Source organism: Dyella sp. 2RAB6 (genome assembly GCF_052115385.1).
Taxonomy (GTDB): Bacteria; Pseudomonadota; Gammaproteobacteria; order Xanthomonadales; family Rhodanobacteraceae; genus Dyella_D.
Genome location: NZ_JBFRGP010000029.1, coordinates 20,831 through 34,825 on the forward strand (window position 1 = coordinate 20,831; position 13,995 = coordinate 34,825).

26 protein-coding genes and 1 pseudogene are annotated in these 13,995 nt (G+C 62.8%); all 27 read right to left on the reverse strand.

Going from position 1 to position 13,995, the window contains the following annotated elements; genetic code table 11:
- Window positions 1–139: 139 nt before the first annotated feature.
- Window positions 140–1,138: a DNA-directed RNA polymerase subunit alpha gene (locus AB4083_RS21545; protein ID WP_441610564.1), complete on the reverse strand. Its 999-nt coding sequence runs from the start codon at window positions 1,136–1,138 to the stop codon at window positions 140–142.
- A 15-nt stretch (window positions 1,139–1,153) separates the two neighbouring features.
- Complete coding sequence (rpsD, locus tag AB4083_RS21550; protein ID WP_441610565.1) at window positions 1,154–1,780, reverse strand: 30S ribosomal protein S4; 627 nt, start codon at window positions 1,778–1,780, stop codon at window positions 1,154–1,156.
- A 13-nt stretch (window positions 1,781–1,793) separates the two neighbouring features.
- Window positions 1,794–2,180: a 30S ribosomal protein S11 gene (rpsK, locus tag AB4083_RS21555; RefSeq protein WP_007513384.1), complete on the reverse strand. Its 387-nt coding sequence runs from the start codon at window positions 2,178–2,180 to the stop codon at window positions 1,794–1,796.
- A 12-nt stretch (window positions 2,181–2,192) separates the two neighbouring features.
- A complete protein-coding gene (gene rpsM / locus AB4083_RS21560; protein WP_441610566.1) occupies window positions 2,193–2,549 on the reverse strand; it encodes a 30S ribosomal protein S13 in 357 nt (118 codons plus the stop codon).
- Between the two features lie 134 nt (window positions 2,550–2,683).
- A complete protein-coding gene (secY, locus tag AB4083_RS21565) occupies window positions 2,684–4,009 on the reverse strand; it encodes a preprotein translocase subunit SecY (RefSeq protein ID WP_441610567.1) in 1,326 nt (441 codons plus the stop codon).
- 4 nt (window positions 4,010–4,013) lie between these two features.
- Window positions 4,014–4,445, reverse strand: a complete 432-nt coding sequence (gene rplO, locus AB4083_RS21570; RefSeq protein WP_441610568.1) for a 50S ribosomal protein L15 — start codon at window positions 4,443–4,445, stop codon at window positions 4,014–4,016.
- 5 nt (window positions 4,446–4,450) lie between these two features.
- The gene (gene rpmD, locus AB4083_RS21575; protein ID WP_441610569.1) at window positions 4,451–4,639 is read right to left on the reverse strand and encodes a 50S ribosomal protein L30; all 189 of its coding nucleotides are present in this window, start codon (window positions 4,637–4,639) and stop codon (window positions 4,451–4,453) included.
- Window positions 4,632–5,141 (reverse strand): 30S ribosomal protein S5, encoded by a 510-nt coding sequence (rpsE, locus tag AB4083_RS21580; protein ID WP_441610570.1) that lies wholly within the window; start codon window positions 5,139–5,141, stop codon window positions 4,632–4,634. Before rpsE ends, rpmD begins: the two co-directional genes overlap by 8 nt.
- Window positions 5,142–5,254: 113 nt before the next feature.
- On the reverse strand, window positions 5,255–5,608 hold the full coding sequence (rplR, locus tag AB4083_RS21585; protein ID WP_441610571.1) for a 50S ribosomal protein L18: 354 nt from the start codon (window positions 5,606–5,608) through the stop codon (window positions 5,255–5,257).
- A 44-nt stretch (window positions 5,609–5,652) separates the two neighbouring features.
- The gene (rplF, locus tag AB4083_RS21590; RefSeq protein ID WP_441610572.1) at window positions 5,653–6,180 is read right to left on the reverse strand and encodes a 50S ribosomal protein L6; all 528 of its coding nucleotides are present in this window, start codon (window positions 6,178–6,180) and stop codon (window positions 5,653–5,655) included.
- A gap of 10 nt (window positions 6,181–6,190) precedes the next feature.
- Window positions 6,191–6,586 carry a 30S ribosomal protein S8 gene (rpsH, locus tag AB4083_RS21595; RefSeq protein WP_441610573.1) on the reverse strand — a complete coding sequence of 132 codons (396 nt, stop codon included), beginning with the start codon at window positions 6,584–6,586 and terminating at the stop codon, window positions 6,191–6,193.
- Window positions 6,587–6,814: 228 nt separating this feature from the next.
- Window positions 6,815–7,120 (reverse strand): 30S ribosomal protein S14, encoded by a 306-nt coding sequence (gene rpsN / locus AB4083_RS21600; protein ID WP_441610574.1) that lies wholly within the window; start codon window positions 7,118–7,120, stop codon window positions 6,815–6,817.
- 18 nt (window positions 7,121–7,138) lie between these two features.
- A complete protein-coding gene (gene rplE, locus AB4083_RS21605) occupies window positions 7,139–7,678 on the reverse strand; it encodes a 50S ribosomal protein L5 (RefSeq protein WP_441610575.1) in 540 nt (179 codons plus the stop codon).
- A 12-nt stretch (window positions 7,679–7,690) separates the two neighbouring features.
- Window positions 7,691–8,002: a 50S ribosomal protein L24 gene (rplX, locus tag AB4083_RS21610; RefSeq protein WP_167257927.1), complete on the reverse strand. Its 312-nt coding sequence runs from the start codon at window positions 8,000–8,002 to the stop codon at window positions 7,691–7,693.
- 13 nt (window positions 8,003–8,015) lie between these two features.
- On the reverse strand, window positions 8,016–8,384 hold the full coding sequence (gene rplN / locus AB4083_RS21615) for a 50S ribosomal protein L14 (RefSeq protein WP_026635841.1): 369 nt from the start codon (window positions 8,382–8,384) through the stop codon (window positions 8,016–8,018).
- 15 nt (window positions 8,385–8,399) lie between these two features.
- Entirely contained in the window at window positions 8,400–8,660 is a 261-nt protein-coding gene (gene rpsQ / locus AB4083_RS21620; protein WP_441610576.1) for a 30S ribosomal protein S17, read from the reverse strand.
- Window positions 8,661–8,671: 11 nt separating this feature from the next.
- Window positions 8,672–8,857 carry a 50S ribosomal protein L29 gene (rpmC, locus tag AB4083_RS21625; RefSeq protein ID WP_441610577.1) on the reverse strand — a complete coding sequence of 62 codons (186 nt, stop codon included), beginning with the start codon at window positions 8,855–8,857 and terminating at the stop codon, window positions 8,672–8,674.
- Window positions 8,857–9,270: a 50S ribosomal protein L16 gene (gene rplP / locus AB4083_RS21630; RefSeq protein WP_090454240.1), complete on the reverse strand. Its 414-nt coding sequence runs from the start codon at window positions 9,268–9,270 to the stop codon at window positions 8,857–8,859. The genes rpmC and rplP overlap by 1 nt, the downstream gene beginning before the upstream one ends.
- Before the next feature lie 11 nt (window positions 9,271–9,281).
- A complete protein-coding gene (gene rpsC, locus AB4083_RS21635; protein WP_441610578.1) occupies window positions 9,282–10,031 on the reverse strand; it encodes a 30S ribosomal protein S3 in 750 nt (249 codons plus the stop codon).
- 15 nt (window positions 10,032–10,046) lie between these two features.
- Entirely contained in the window at window positions 10,047–10,382 is a 336-nt protein-coding gene (gene rplV / locus AB4083_RS21640; RefSeq protein WP_026635836.1) for a 50S ribosomal protein L22, read from the reverse strand.
- The gene (rpsS, locus tag AB4083_RS21645; RefSeq protein ID WP_441610579.1) at window positions 10,382–10,654 is read right to left on the reverse strand and encodes a 30S ribosomal protein S19; all 273 of its coding nucleotides are present in this window, start codon (window positions 10,652–10,654) and stop codon (window positions 10,382–10,384) included. Before rpsS ends, rplV begins: the two co-directional genes overlap by 1 nt.
- 12 nt (window positions 10,655–10,666) lie before the next feature.
- On the reverse strand, window positions 10,667–11,488 hold the full coding sequence (gene rplB, locus AB4083_RS21650; RefSeq protein ID WP_441610580.1) for a 50S ribosomal protein L2: 822 nt from the start codon (window positions 11,486–11,488) through the stop codon (window positions 10,667–10,669).
- An 18-nt stretch (window positions 11,489–11,506) separates the two neighbouring features.
- Complete coding sequence (gene rplW, locus AB4083_RS21655) at window positions 11,507–11,800, reverse strand: 50S ribosomal protein L23 (protein ID WP_441610581.1); 294 nt, start codon at window positions 11,798–11,800, stop codon at window positions 11,507–11,509.
- Entirely contained in the window at window positions 11,797–12,399 is a 603-nt protein-coding gene (rplD, locus tag AB4083_RS21660) for a 50S ribosomal protein L4 (RefSeq protein ID WP_441610582.1), read from the reverse strand. The genes rplW and rplD overlap by 4 nt, the downstream gene beginning before the upstream one ends.
- 11 nt (window positions 12,400–12,410) lie before the next feature.
- Window positions 12,411–13,052: a 50S ribosomal protein L3 gene (rplC, locus tag AB4083_RS21665; protein ID WP_441610583.1), complete on the reverse strand. Its 642-nt coding sequence runs from the start codon at window positions 13,050–13,052 to the stop codon at window positions 12,411–12,413.
- A gap of 20 nt (window positions 13,053–13,072) precedes the next feature.
- Entirely contained in the window at window positions 13,073–13,384 is a 312-nt protein-coding gene (gene rpsJ / locus AB4083_RS21670; RefSeq protein ID WP_014402136.1) for a 30S ribosomal protein S10, read from the reverse strand.
- A 465-nt stretch (window positions 13,385–13,849) separates the two neighbouring features.
- Window positions 13,850–13,995: pseudogene (gene tuf, locus AB4083_RS21675) on the reverse strand (elongation factor Tu); the annotation flags it as partial.

Sequence of the window (13,995 nt, forward strand, 5' to 3'; positions counted from 1 at the left end):
TTCTGATGCCCGGCGGATGCGCGTGGCGCTCCGCCGGGACTTGGTTCAACGGGCGATCAAGGAGGATCGCCAAGTAACACTTATCAACCTTTGCTTATCAAGCTGGGCTTATCAGCCCAAACTGATCAACTCAAGCTGATCAACCCAGCTGCATGCCGTGCGACAAGCCCGGCGGCGGCCAGTTTTCAAGCTTCATGCCCAGGGCCAGGCCACGACCGCCAAGGACGTCCTTGATTTCGGTCAGCGACTTCTTGCCCAGGTTCGGCGTCTTCAGCAGTTCGACCTCGGTCTTCTGCACCAGATCGCCGATGTAGTAGATGCTCTCGGCCTTCAGGCAGTTGGCCGAACGCACCGTCAGCTCCAGATCGTCGATCGGGCGCAGCAGCAGCGGATCGAAACCGCCCTTCTCGGCCTTGTCGGTGGCGCTCTCGCGACGCGAGAAGTCACCAAACACCGACAGCTGGTCGTTGAGGATCTCGGCGGCCTTGCGGACCGCGTCTTCCGCGCCGATGGTGCCGTTGGTTTCGATGTCCAGCACGAGCTTGTCGAGGTTGGTGCGCTGCTCGACACGAGCCGCGTCCACTTCGTAAGCCACGCGCAGCACCGGCGCGAACGAGGCATCCAGCTGCAGGCGGCCGATCGGACGGGCCTCCTCGTCAGGATGCTGGCGCGCGCTGGCCGGCTGGTAGCCGACGCCGCGACGCACCTTCAGGCGCATGTTGAGCGAGACGTCCTTGGTCAGGTGGCAGATCACGTGCTCGGGATTGACGATCTCCACCGTGTGGTCGACCGTGATGTCACCGGCCGTGACCACGCCCTTGCCCTTCTTGGCCAGGGTCAGGGTGACTTCGTCGCCGGTGTGCTGGCGAATGGCCACTTCCTTGAGGTTGAGCAGGACTTCGATCACGTCCTCCTGCAGACCCTCGAGGGTGGTGTATTCATGAAGCACGCCATCGATCTCGACCTCGACGATGGCGCTGCCGGGGATCGAAGAGAGCAACACGCGGCGGAGCGCGTTGCCCAGGGTGTGGCCGAAACCACGCTCGAGCGGCTCGACCACGACCTTGGCGCGGTTCGGGGCGAGCTGCTCGACGCTGAGGCCGCGAGGCCGCAGCACGCTAGTTGACGAAACTGCCATGCAGGGCTCCGGTAATTACTTCGAGTAAAGCTCGACGATCAGGCTTTCATTGATGTCGGACGGCAGATCGCCACGATCCGGAACAGCCTTGAAGGTTCCTTCGAACTTCTTGGCGTCCACTTCGACCCACTGCGGACGCAGGTCCATGGTGTCGAACACGGTCGCCGCTTCCTGCACGCGCAGCTGGGTGCGCGCACGCTCGGTCAGTGCGACCTGGTCGCCCGGACGGATCTGGTAGGACGGGATGTTGACCTTCTTGCCGTTGACCAGCACAGCCTTGTGGCTGACCAGCTGGCGGGCCTGGGCGCGAGTGACCGCGAAACCCATGCGGTAAACGACGTTGTCCAGACGGCTTTCCAGCAGGCGCAGCAGGTTCTCGCCGGTGTTGCCCTTCAGCGTCGAAGCCTTGCTGTAGTAGTTGCTGAACTGACGCTCGAGCACACCATAGATGCGCTTGACCTTCTGCTTCTCACGTAGCTGCAGAGCGTAGTCCGACATGCGCATGCGCTTGTTGGCGCCATGCTGGCCAGGCTTGTTCTCCAGCTTGCACTTGGAATCGATCGCGCGCGCCGGGCTCTTCAAGCTGAGGTCCGAACCCTCACGACGCGCGAGTTTGCAGGTAGCTCCACGATAACGTGCCATGGTCTATAGCTCCTTAGACTCGACGCTTCTTGGGGGGACGGCAGCCGTTATGCGGAATCGGCGTGACGTCGATGATGTTCAGGACCTTGTAGCCCAGCGCGTTCAGCGAACGCACGGCCGACTCGCGGCCCGGGCCGGGGCCCTTGATACGCACTTCCACCGTCTTCACGCCGTAGTCGCCAGCAGCGCGACCGGCCTTCTCGGCGGCCACCTGCGCAGCGAACGGGGTGGACTTGCGGGAGCCGCGGAAACCCGCGCCGCCTGCAGTGGCCCACGACAGGGCGTTGCCCTGGCGATCGGTGATGGTGACGATGGTGTTGTTGAAGGAAGCCTGCACGTGTGCCACGGCATCCGTGACAACGCGCTTGATCTTCTTCTTGGTCTTGACGGGCTTAGCCATGATAGGAATCCGTTACTTCTTGATCGCGCGACGCGGACCCTTGCGGGTGCGAGCGTTGGTACGCGTGCGCTGGCCGCGCACCGGCAGGCCACGGCGATGACGCAGGCCGCGGTAGCAACCCAGGTCCATCAAGCGCTTGATGGCGATACCGACTTCACGGCGCAGGTCGCCTTCGACGACGTACTTGCCGATTTCCTGGCGGAGCTTCTCCACCTCGCCCTCGCTGAGGGACTTGATCGGCGTGGTGGGAACCACGCCGGCGTCCGCACAGACCTTCTTGGCCCGGTTGCGGCCGATGCCGAAAATGCTTTGCAGGCCAACCCACACATGCTTGTGGACCGGCAAATTGACACCCGCGATGCGCGCCATGATGTACTTTCTCCGATGCGTTTCGTGCGCGGTAAACGCGCAATTCTAACCTGAATTATCCCGACAGGAAAGCCCTGCGGCCCCTAGTGCCGCCGCCCTCCGATTTAGGCCCTTACTCCGACGCCCCAGCAGCCTCAGTTGCGGCGGAGATTGGCCTTCTTGAGCAGACTTTCATATTGGTGACTGACCAGATGTGCTTGCACCTGAGCAGTGAAGTCCATCACCACGACCACGACGATCAGCAGAGAGGTGCCACCGAAGTAGAACGGAACGTGCCAAGCCTTTTGCATGAACGACGGCACCAGACAGACCAGCACCAGGTACAACGCGCCGACGCCGGTGAGGCGGGTCATCACGTTGTCGATGTAGTCGGCCGTCGAACGACCCGGACGAATGCCTGGAATGAGCGCACCCGACCGCTTGAGGTTGTCCGCAGTTTCCTGCGAGTTGAACACGATCGCCGTATAGAAGAAGGCGAAGGTGATCACCAGCACCGCGAAGACGATGTCGTACAGAGGCTCGCCCGGCGTCAGCGCCTGGGTGAGCTCCTGCAGCCAGCGCGACTGGTTGCCGGCGGTGAACCAGGTGGCCGCGGTGGCCGGGAACATCAGCAGGCTCGAGGCGAAGATCGGCGGGATTACGCCCGACATGTTGATCTTCAGCGGCAGGTGCGAGGTCTGATTCATGTAGGCCCGCTGCCCGCCCGAGCGCCTCGCGTAGTTCACGGTAATTTGCCGTTGGGCACGTTCCATGAACACCACGAACGCCGTGACCGCCAGGATCAGGCCGACCACCATGATCATCTTGATCACGCTGAGCTCGCCATTGCTGGCCATGCCCAGGGTGTGCGCCACCGCACCGGGCAGGCCCGCCACGATGCCGGCGAAGATCAGCAGCGAAATACCGTTGCCGATGCCGCGCTCGGTGATCTGCTCGCCCAGCCACATCAGGAACATGGTGCCGGCCGTGAGGCCGACCACCGAAGCCATGATGAAGCCCATGCCCGGCGTATAGACCACCGGCGCGCCGCCGTTGGCGACCTGCTTCTGCAGCGCCACGGCGATGCCGAAAGCCTGGAAGGCCGCCAGCCCGACCGTGCCAAAGCGGGTATAGGTGGTCATCTTGCGACGACCCGACTCACCCTCCTTGCGCAGCGCCTGCAGGCTGGGAATCACCGATCCCATCATCTGCACCACGATGGATGCCGAGATGTACGGCACCACGCCGAGCGCGAACACCGAGAAACGAGCCAGCGAGCCACCCGAGAACATGTTGAACATGTTCATCAGGCCGCCGCCCGATTCAATCAGACTGGTCATCGCTTCCGGATTGACGCCCGGAACGGGAATGAACGAGCCGAGGCGAAAGACGATCAGCGCACCAATCACGAAGAAGATGCGCTGACGCAGTTCGGTCAGCTTGCCGAGCGATCCGAGCGAAGGGCCCTTGGCTGCCGCCACGTGATTACTCCACGCTTCCGCCGGCAGCTTCGATCGCTGCCTTGGCGCCGGCCGTGGCCAGCACGCCCGACAGCTTCACGGCGCGACCGATCTCGCCCTTGGCGACAACCTTGACCTTCTTGGCGTGGCTGTCGATCAGGCCGGCCTGGTGCAGGACGACCACGTCGATCACGTCAGCCTTGAGGCTGGCCAGCTGATACAGGAACACTTCCTGGCTCTCGGCCTTCTTCTTCGAGCGGAAGCCGACCTTGGGCAGGCGACGCTGCAGCGGCATCTGGCCGCCCTCGAAACCGAACTTGTGGGTGCCGCCCGCGCGAGCGTGCTGACCCTTGTGGCCGCGGCCGGCAGTCTTGCCCAGGCCCGAACCGATGCCGCGACCCACGCGCAGGCGGGTCTTGCGGGAGCCGGCGGCCGGCTTGATGTCATTCAGACGCATGATGCTTACTCCTCGACCCGGACCAGGTAATAGACCGTGTTGATCAGGCCACGCACCTGCGGGCTGTCCTTCAATTCACGGACGTCGTTGATCTTGTTCAGGCCGAGCGCCTTGACGCTCAGGCGATGACGGTTCTGCACGCCGCGCAGGCCCTTGACCAGGCGGACGCGGACGGTCTTATCGTTGTTAGCCATTGCCCAGCACCTCTTGCACGGTCTTGCCACGCTTGGCAGCGATCTGCTTCGGCGAAGCGACAGCCTGCAGACCCTTGATGGTGGCGCGCACCAGGTTGATCGGGTTGCGCGAACCGACGGCCTTGGCCAGCACGTTCTTCACGCCGACCACTTCCAGCACAGCGCGCATGGCGCCGCCGGCGATCACGCCGGTACCTTCGGAAGCCGGCTGCATGAACACGCGGGCGGCACCGTGGTTGGCCTTGACGGCATACCACAGCGTACCGTTGTTCAGATCCACGGCGACCATGTTGCGGCGGGCGCGTTCCATGGCCTTGGAGATGGCTACCGGCACTTCGCGCGCCTTGCCATAACCGAAGCCCACGCGGCCTTCGCCATCGCCCACCACGGTCAACGCGGTGAAGCTCATCTGGCGACCACCCTTAACCGTCTTGGCCACGCGGTTGACGGCGATCAGCTTTTCGAGCAGGCCGTCTGAATTTTCGCGATCGTTAGAAGACATATTCGTTTCCGTCATGCCCGAAACTTCCGGGACTTCTGCTTGCGGCTGAGCCGCTTGGAGTTGTAGTTGCGTCGAACGGGGCAGGCGCTACGTAGAGCCCTGCCCCTTGGTACTTAGAACTTCAGGCCGCCTTCGCGCGCCGCATCGGCCAGAGCCTTGATGCGACCGTGATAGCGGAAGCCCGAGCGATCGAACGCCACGGCTTCGATACCGGCAGCCTTGGCGCGCTCGGCGATGGCCTTGCCCACGGCGATGGCGGCTTCGATGTTCTTGGTGCCCTTCAGGCCCTCGGCGATCGACTTCTGCACCGTCGAAGCAGCGGCAACCACGATCTTGCCCGAGGCGTCGAACACCTGGGCATAGAGGTGCTGGCCGGTGCGATGCACGGACAGACGGGCCACACCCAGCTTGCGGATATGCGAGCGGGTGGACTTGGCGCGACGCAGGCGGGATTCGTTCTTGTTCATCGTGTTCTCTCCAGGAAGCGGATAGGCACGCGCTTTTCAGCGCCTTAGGCCTTCTTGGCTTCCTTCAGGGTGATCTTCTCGCCGGCATAGCGCACGCCCTTGCCCTTGTAGGGTTCCGGCGGACGATAACCACGGATCTTGGCGGCCACTTCGCCCACCAGCTGCTTGTCCGAACCCTTGATCAGGATCTCGGTCTGCGTCGGGGTTTCCAGCGTGATGCCTTCCGGCGCGTTGAACACGACCGGATGGGAGAAGCCCAGGCTCAGGTTCAGCGCCTTGCCCTGCATGGCGGCACGGTAACCCACGCCGACCAGCTCCAGCTTGCGCTCGTAACCGTCCGACACGCCCTTGACCATGTTGGCCAGCAGCGCGCGAGCGGTGCCGCCGAACTTGTGGTCGGCGCCCTCGGCCATCACGATGCTCACGTTGCCGTTATCCACGGCCACGGACACGCCCGGCAGGTTATGCGTCGACAGAGTGCCCTTCGGGCCCTTGACGGAGATGCCTTCAGCGCCAGCATTCAGCTCGACGCCCTTCGGCAGATTGATGATCTTCTTGGCTACACGGGACATCGTCGACTCCTTAGGCGACCTGGCCGATGACTTCGCCGCCGAGACCCTTGGCGCGAGCCTGGGCATCGGTGAGCAGACCGGCGGAGGTCGAGATGATCGAGATACCCAGGCCACCCATGACCTTCGGCAGCTGGTCCTTGCCGCGGTACACGCGGAGACCCGAACGGCTGACGCGGGAGATGCGCTCGATGGCCGGACGGCCCTCGAAATACTTGAGCTTGATCTCGAGCACCGGCTTGCCCTCCTGAGCGGAGGTCTTGGCGTCGAGGATGTAGCCCTCGTTCTTGAGAAGGTTGGCGATCGCCACCTTCACCTTCGACGACGGCACGCTGACAGCCTGCTTGCCCGTAGCCTGGGCATTGCGGATGCGCGTAAACAGATCGGCGATGGGATCAGTCATGCTCATGAAAAACATCCTTCAGAGTGCACCGATATCCGATAAAACCGGAAATCAATATTGAGTTGTAAGCCGCCATAGAGGCCGGTCTGCTTGACGCAGACTCACGACTATATCAGCTCTTTTCCGATTTTGCGAATAACGGCACGCGTTTCGCATCGGCGGCGGCTCAGGAACGGCCCGCCCCCGGACATATGGACCCGCCCGGGTAGCCCGGGCGGGTCGTATTACGAGGTCTTACCAGCTGGCCTTGCGCAGGCCGGGCACGTCACCACGCATGGTGGCTTCGCGCAGCTTGTTGCGACCGAGGCCGAACTTCGCGTACACGGCGCGCGGACGGCCGGTCAGGGCGCAACGGGTGCGCTGACGGGCCGGGCTGGCGTCGCGCGGCAGCTTCTGCAGCTTGGTCTGAGCTTCCATCTTCTCGTCGTAGGACGCCTTGGGGCTCAGCACGATCGCCTTCAGTTCCGCACGCTTGGCGGCGTACTTCTTGACGAGCTTGGTCCGCTTGAGGTCGCGGTTAATCATGGAGGTCTTGGCCATAAATCTCTCGCGGCTCTCTTAGTTGCGGAACGGGAAGCTGAAGGCTTCCAGCAGTGCCTTGGCCTCTTCGTCCGACTTGGCGGTGGTGGTGATGGAGATATCCATGCCACGCATCGCGTCGACGGCGTCGAAGTCGATTTCCGGGAAGATGATCTGTTCCTTGATGCCGAAGTTGTAGTTACCACGGCCATCGAAGGCGCGGCCCGACACGCCGCGGAAGTCGCGGGTACGGGGCAGCGAGATGTTGATCAGGCGATCGAAGAACTCCCACATCTGGGCACGGCGCAGGGTGACCTTGCAGCCGATCGGCCAGCCGTCGCGGATCTTGAACGAGGCGACGGAAACGCGCGCCTTGGTCTGGATCGGCTTCTGGCCGGAGATCTTGGCCATGTCGGCCACGGCGTTCTCGAGAACTTTCTTGTTCGCCGCTGCTTCACCCACGCCCATGTTCAGCGTGATCTTGGTGATGCGGGGAACCTGCATCACGTTCTCGTAGCCGAAGCGCTCGGTGAGCTTCTTCACTACTTCGTCTTTGTAAAAATTTTCAAGGCGCGTCATGACTTGTGTTCCTTACGCGTCCACGACCTCGCCAGAACTGAACACGCGGACCTTGCGCCCATCTTCGAGCGTCTTGAAGCCCACGCGTTCACCCTTGTTCTGAGCGGGGTTGAACAGCTGCACATTGGAGATATGGATCGAAGCCTCACGCTCGACGATGCCACCGGCCTGGTTGGCCTGCGGATTCGGCTTGGTGTGACGCTTGACCACGTTGACGTTGGAGACGAACACGCGATCGCCGTCCACGCGCAGCACGTCGCCGCGCTGCCCCTTGTTTTTGCCGGTGATCACGATGACCTGATCACCCTTGCGGATACGGTTCATGTCTAGCCTCCGCTCAGAGCACTTCGGGCGCGAGCGAGACGATCTTCATGAAGCGCTCGCTGCGCAGCTCGCGGGTGACCGGCCCGAAAATACGGGTACCGATCGGCTCGAGCTTGTTGTTGAGAAGGACCGCCGCGTTGCCGTCGAAACGGATCAGCGAGCCATCCGGACGACGCACACCCTTGGCGGTACGAACCACCACGGCGTTGTACACCTCGCCCTTCTTCACCTTGCCACGCGGAATGGCATCTTTCACGGTGACCTTGATCACGTCACCGATCGCGGCGTAACGGCGCTTGGAGCCGCCGAGCACCTTGATGCACATCAGTTCCTTCGCACCGCTGTTGTCCGCCGCGGAAAGCGTGCTTTGCATCTGAATCATGTCTGCACCCTCCCCTTAGCCGACCGCGCGAGTGACGATTTCGACCACGCGGTGATGCTTGGTCTTGGACAACGGACGGCACTCCGCGATGCGCACCAGGTCGCCCTCATTCGCACCGAGGTCGTCCTGCGCATGCAGCTTGGTCGACCGGCGGATGATCTTGCCCAGCAGGCCGTGCTGCACCTGGCGCTCGATCAGGACGGTCACCGTCTTGTCCATCTTGTTGCTGATGACGCGGCCCTCGAGGGTGCGCGTCTGCTTTTGGTTATCGCTCATATCCGCCGTCCTTACTTCTTGCCGCCGAGCACGAACTTCGCGCGGGCGATGTCGCGCCGAACGCGGCGCAGCTGGTGCGGCTGGTTGAGCTGGCCGGTGCCCTTCTGCATGCGCAGGTTGAACTGCTCCTTGCGCAGGTCCAGCAGGTGCTGCTTCAGCTCATCGGCCGTTTTGTTGATCAGATCGTTCATGGCCATCACATCACCGCTCGGGATACGAACTGGGTCTGCACCGACAGCTTCGCGGCGGCCAGGCGGAACGCCTCGCGGGCCGTGGCTTCGTCGACGCCCTCGATTTCATAGAGCATGCGGCCGGGCTGGATCGGAGCGACCCAGAACTCGACGCCACCCTTGCCCGCGCCCATGCGGACTTCGATCGGCTTCTTGGTGATCGGCTTGTCCGGGAACACGCGGATCCACAGCTTGCCGCCACGCTTCACGAAACGGGTGATGCAGCGACGAGCGGCCTCGATCTGGCGCGCGGTCAGCGCGCCATGCGTGGTGGCCTTCAGGCCGTACTCGCCAAAGCTCACAAGGTTCGAGCTGAACGCCAGACCGTCGTTACGGCCCTTGAACTGCTTGCGGAATTTGGTTCGCTTAGGTTGCAACATGGCAACTCTCCTTACTTCGCCGTCCGCTCGCGACGGCCTTCACCGCCCTCGCGACGCGATTCACGACGACCCTCGCCACCTTCGCGGCGCGGCTGCGACGGCTCTTCCTTCGCTTCCTGGCCAACCTGCGCCAGGTCGAAGACTTCGCCCTTGTAGATCCACACCTTGATGCCGATGACACCGTAGGTGGTATGCGCTTCGGCGAAGCCGTAGTCGATGTCCGCACGCAGGGTATGCAGCGGCACGCGACCTTCACGGGCCCACTCGGAGCGGGCGATCTCGGCGCCGTTCAAACGACCGGACACGTTGATCTTGATGCCCAGGGCGCCGAGGCGCATCGCGTTGCCGACCGAGCGCTTCATGGCGCGGCGGAACATGATGCGGCGCTCGAGCTGCTGCGCGATCGACTCGGCCACCAGCTGCGCGTCGAGCTCGGGCTTGCGCACCTCGCTGACGTTGATGTGCGCCGGAACGCCCATCAGCTTGCTGACTTCCTTGCGCAGCTTCTCGATGTCCTCGCCCTTCTTGCCGATCACCACGCCCGGACGGGCGGTGTGAATCGTCACGCGCGCGGTCTTGGCCGGGCGCTCGATCAGGATCTTCGAGATGCCGGCCTGGGCCAGCTTCTTGCGCAGCATCTCGCGGACCTTGAGGTCGGCAGCGAGGTACTGGGCGTATTCGCCCTTATTGGCGTACCACTTCGAGTTCCAGTCCTTGGCAATGCCGAGGCGGATACCGGTGGGATGAACTTTATGACCCATCGTCTATATCCCCAGTCAGTTGCCAACGACCACAGTGATGTGGCTGGTGCGCTTCAGGATGCGAGAACCGCGGCCTTTGGCGCGGGCGTACATGCGCTTCATCGCCGGACCTTCATCGACGAAGATGCGAGCGATCTTCAGCTCGTCGACGTCGGCGCCGAGGTTGTTCTCGGCGTTGGCGACGGCCGACAGCAGCACCTTACGAACGATGTGCGCGGCCTTCTTGTTGGTGAACTGGAGCACGTCGCTGGCGCGGCCAACGGGCATGCCGCGGACCAGGTCAGCCACCAGGCGCACCTTCTGCGCCGAAATGCGGGCGCTACGCAGGATCGCTTTGGCTTCGGTGCTCATCACTTGCCCTTCTTATCGCCGCCATGGCTCTTGAAGGTGCGGGTCACCGCGAACTCGCCGAGCTTGTGCCCGACCATGTTCTCGTTGACGAGCACCGGCACGTGCTGGCGACCGTTGTGGATGGCGATGGTCAATCCCACCATTTCCGGCAGAATCATCGAGCGACGCGACCAGGTCTTGATCGGGCGCTTGTTATTGGTGGAAACCGCAGCTTCCACTTTCTTCACGAGGTGAAGGTCGACGAAAGGACCTTTCTTCAATGAACGCGGCATGACGGTTTCCTGTTACTTGCGACGACGCACGATGAACTGCTGCGTGCGCTTGTTGTTACGGGTCTTGTAGCCCTTGGCCGGCGTGCCCCACGGGCTGACCGGATGACGGCCGCCGGAGGTCTTGCCTTCACCACCGCCGTGCGGATGGTCGACCGGGTTCATAGCCACGCCGCGGACGGTCGGGCGGATGCCCTTCCAACGCTTGGCGCCGGCCTTGCCGAGCTTCTTCAGGCTGTGCTCGCCGTTACCGACTTCGCCGATGGTGGCGCGGCAGTCGACCGGCACGCGGCGCATTTCGCCGGAGCGCAGACGCAGCGTGGCATAGCCGGATTCGCGGGCTACCAGCTGGACGGAAGCGCCGGCGCTGCGAGCGATCTGCGCGCCCTTGCCGGGCTTCATCTCGATGCAATGCACGGTCGAACCGACCGGGATGTTGCGCAGCGGCAGGCTGTTGCCGGCCTTGATCGGCGCGTCGTGGCCCGAGACCAGGCGGTCGCCCGCCTGCACGCCCTTCGGAGCGATGATGTAGCGGCGCTCGCCGTCGACGTAGCACAGCAGCGCGATGTGCGCGGTGCGGTTCGGATCGTATTCGATACGCTCGACCAGGGCGACGATGCCTTCCTTGTCGCGCTTGAAGTCGATGATGCGGTAACGCTGCTTATGACCGCCGCCCTGGTGACGAACGGTGATGCGACCGTAATGGTTGCGACCGCCGGTCTTGGACTGTGCTTCGGTCAACGGCGCGTACGGTGCGCCCTTATGCAGGCCCGGGGTACGCACGCTGACTGCGTCGCGGCGTCCGGCCGAGGTCGGCTTGTGAGTGATCAGTGCCATCTCAATTCAACTCCTGGCTCAGGCCTTGGCCGCCACGTCGATGGTCTGCCCATCGGCCAGGCGCACATAGGCCTTGCGCTTGCCCTGACGGTTGCCAGCGCGGAAACGGAAGGACTTGACCTTGCCCTTGGCGTTGAGGAGGTTCACCTGCTCGACCTTGACGTCGAACATCTGTTCCACCGCCGCGCGGACATCGGCCTTGGTCGCGTCGGGCGCGACCACGAAAACGTACTGGTTGCCCTCGGCAAGACGGGCCGCCTTCTCGGAAATGTGCGGCGCGCGCAGCGTGTTGAGAATGCGTTCGTTGCTCATGCCAGCCACTCCTCGATCTTCTTCACCGCATCGACGGTCATGACGATGTGATCCGAGCCAACCAGGCTCACCGGATTCAGCGCCAGCACGTCCACCACGTGGATGTACGGGATGTTGCGGGCGGCCAGGAAGGTGGCTTCGTTGGAGTCTTCCGACACCAGCAGCACGCGACCGGAAACCTGCAGCTCGGCCAGCTTGGCGACCATCGCCTTGGTCTTCGGAGAGTCGATGCCGAAGCTCTCGACGATCTTCAGACGACCCTGGCGATTGAGCTCCGCGAGAATGGAGCGCAGCGCCACGCGATAGGCCTTGCGGTTGACCTTCTGTTCGAAGTTGCGGGGCTTGGCCGCGAAGGTGACACCGCCGCCGACGAAGATCGGGGCGCGGTAGTCGCCGTGACGGGCGCCGCCGCCCTTCTGCTTCTTGAACTTCTTGGTGGTACCCGACATCTCACCGCGCGACAGCTGTGCCTTGGTACCGGCGCGACCGCCGGCCTGGTAGGCAACAACCACCTGGTGGATCAGGGCCTGCTTGAACTCACCGCCGAACACTTCGTCCGACACGTTGAGCGGCTTGGCGCCAATGACATTCAGTTCCATGGCGTCTCTCCTCAACCCTTGGTGGTCGGGCGGATCACGACGTCGCCACCGGTAGCACCGGGGACTGCGCCCTTGACCGCGATCAGATGACGCTCGGCGTCGACCTTGACCACTTCCAGACCCTGCTGCGTGCGGTTCACCGCACCCATGTGGCCGGACATCTTCTTGCCGGGGAACACGCGACCCGGGGTCTGACGCTGGCCGATAGAACCCGGCGAGCGATGCGACAGCGAGTTACCGTGGGTGGCATCACCCATGGTGAAGTTGTGGCGCTTGATGGTGCCCTGGAAGCCCTTGCCCTTCGACACGCCGGCGACGTCAACGATCTGACCCACCTGGAACACGTCGTCGGCCTTGATCTCGGTGCCCACGCTGTACTTGCCGAGCTCGTCGGCGTTCACGCGGAACTCCCACAGACCACGACCCGGCTCAACCTTCGCCTTGGCGTAGTGGCCCTTCAGCGGCTGGGTCAGCAGGCTGGCGCGCTTGACGCCCGCCGCGACCTGCACAGCGCTGTAACCATCGTTATCTTCCGTCTTCAGCTGGGTGACGCGATTCGGGGTGGCTTCAATCAGCGTCACCGGAATCGAGCGTCCATCTTCAGTGAAGAGTCGGCTCATGCCGCATTTGCGGCCAACCAGTCCGATACTCATCTTCGTATCCTGTCTATCGCTCAGCCGAGCTTGATCTGAACATCGACGCCAGCGGCGAGATCAAGCTTCATGAGCGCGTCCACGGTCTTGTCGTTGGGGTCAACGATATCGAGTACACGCTTGTGGGTACGGGTTTCGTACTGGTCGCGGGCATCTTTGTCGACGTGCGGCGACACCAGAATGGTGTAACGCTCGATCTTGGTCGGCAGCGGGATCGGGCCGAGGACCGTGGCGCCAGTGCGCTTGGCCGTCTCGACGATTTCGCTGGCCGAACGGTCGATCAGACGATGATCGAACGCCTTGAGCCGAATGCGAATCTTTTGGTTCGCCATAAACCGTGTCCTGTTATCTAAAGAACGATTTTGTGATTCGGAATGGCTTCTCACCATTCCGCACAACCCTTGGTACTGCTTGGTACTGCAAGGGGTCGACGGACACCGGGAAATCCCGGTCACTCGACCCCTAAAAGACCAGGCAGACCGACGGTATCGGTCTGCCTAGACGGAAAAGTATAGAATGCGACAGCGCAAATGGCAACAGAGTGGTCACCCTGCCGTCATGCGATCCCGCAACGTCCTTGTATGCGAACTCGAAGCGCTTCCTGCACCTCATTTCGCTGTGTGCCCCGAGCGTTCAAGCCCGAGTGCATAGGGATAACTTGTCAAGCATATCTGATCGCCGGGCCGATGGGAAGCCCATTGCGCAAAAAATATGCAAAAAAAGAGCGGGGCCTTCGCTCCGCTCTTTTCAGGTCACTCTTTTCAGATCTGGCTTTCACGCGCCCAAAGGCGGGTTACTTACTTGGTGATCTTGGCGACGACGCCGGCGCCGACGGTGCGGCCACCTTCGCGGATCGCGAAGCGCAGACCGTCCGTCATCGCGATCGGCGCGATCAGGGTCACCTGCATCTTCACGTTGTCACCCGGCATCACCATCTCCACGC